Genomic DNA, 1,306 nt, shown 5'->3' on the forward strand with positions numbered 1-1,306 from the left:
TAGAGAATACCAAGGCGCTTGAGAGAACTCGGGTGAAGGAACTAGGCAAAATGGCACCGTAACTTCGGGAGAAGGTGCGCCGGTGAGGGTGAAGGACTTGCTCCGTAAGCTCATGCCGGTCGAAGATACCAGGCCGCTGCGACTGTTTATTAAAAACACAGCACTCTGCAAACACGAAAGTGGACGTATAGGGTGTGACGCCTGCCCGGTGCCGGAAGGTTAATTGATGGGGTTAGCTAACGCGAAGCTCTTGATCGAAGCCCCGGTAAACGGCGGCCGTAACTATAACGGTCCTAAGGTAGCGAAATTCCTTGTCGGGTAAGTTCCGACCTGCACGAATGGCGTAACGATGGCGGCGCTGTCTCCACCCGAGACTCAGTGAAATTGAAATCGCTGTGAAGATGCAGTGTATCCGCGGCTAGACGGAAAGACCCCGTGAACCTTTACTATAGCTTTGCACTGGACTTTGAATTTGCTTGTGTAGGATAGGTGGGAGGCTTTGAAGCGTGGACGCCAGTTCGCGTGGAGCCATCCTTGAAATACCACCCTGGCAACTTTGAGGTTCTAACTCAGGTCCGTTATCCGGATCGAGGACAGTGTATGGTGGGTAGTTTGACTGGGGCGGTCTCCTCCTAAAGAGTAACGGAGGAGTACGAAGGTGCGCTCAGACCGGTCGGAAATCGGTCGTAGAGTATAAAGGCAAAAGCGCGCTTGACTGCGAGACAGACACGTCGAGCAGGTACGAAAGTAGGTCTTAGTGATCCGGTGGTTCTGTATGGAAGGGCCATCGCTCAACGGATAAAAGGTACTCCGGGGATAACAGGCTGATACCGCCCAAGAGTTCATATCGACGGCGGTGTTTGGCACCTCGATGTCGGCTCATCACATCCTGGGGCTGAAGCCGGTCCCAAGGGTATGGCTGTTCGCCATTTAAAGTGGTACGCGAGCTGGGTTTAGAACGTCGTGAGACAGTTCGGTCCCTATCTGCCGTGGACGTTTGAGATTTGAGAGGGGCTGCTCCTAGTACGAGAGGACCGGAGTGGACGAACCTCTGGTGTTCCGGTTGTCACGCCAGTGGCATTGCCGGGTAGCTATGTTCGGGAAAGATAACCGCTGAAAGCATCTAAGCGGGAAACTTGCCTCAAGATGAGATCTCACTGGAACCTTGAGTTCCCTGAAGGGCCGTCGAAGACTACGACGTTGATAGGTTGGGTGTGTAAGCGCTGTGAGGCGTTGAGCTAACCAATACTAATTGCCCGTGAGGCTTGACCATATAACACCCAAGCAATTTGCGAACTCGAGAGAG

At 53.3% G+C, this 1,306-nt stretch carries 1 rRNA gene (only partly in view); it reads left to right on the forward strand.

The features are described from left to right. Nucleotides 1-1,273, forward strand: a 23S ribosomal RNA gene (locus ACP7D9_RS29450); it begins 1,720 nt to the left of the window's first position. The last annotated feature ends 33 nt before the right edge of the window (nucleotides 1,274-1,306 follow it).

Origin of the sequence: Pseudomonas sp. TSRC2-2, from assembly GCF_049897785.1 — a bacterium.
In the GTDB taxonomy this organism is placed as follows: Bacteria; Pseudomonadota; Gammaproteobacteria; order Pseudomonadales; family Pseudomonadaceae; genus Aquipseudomonas.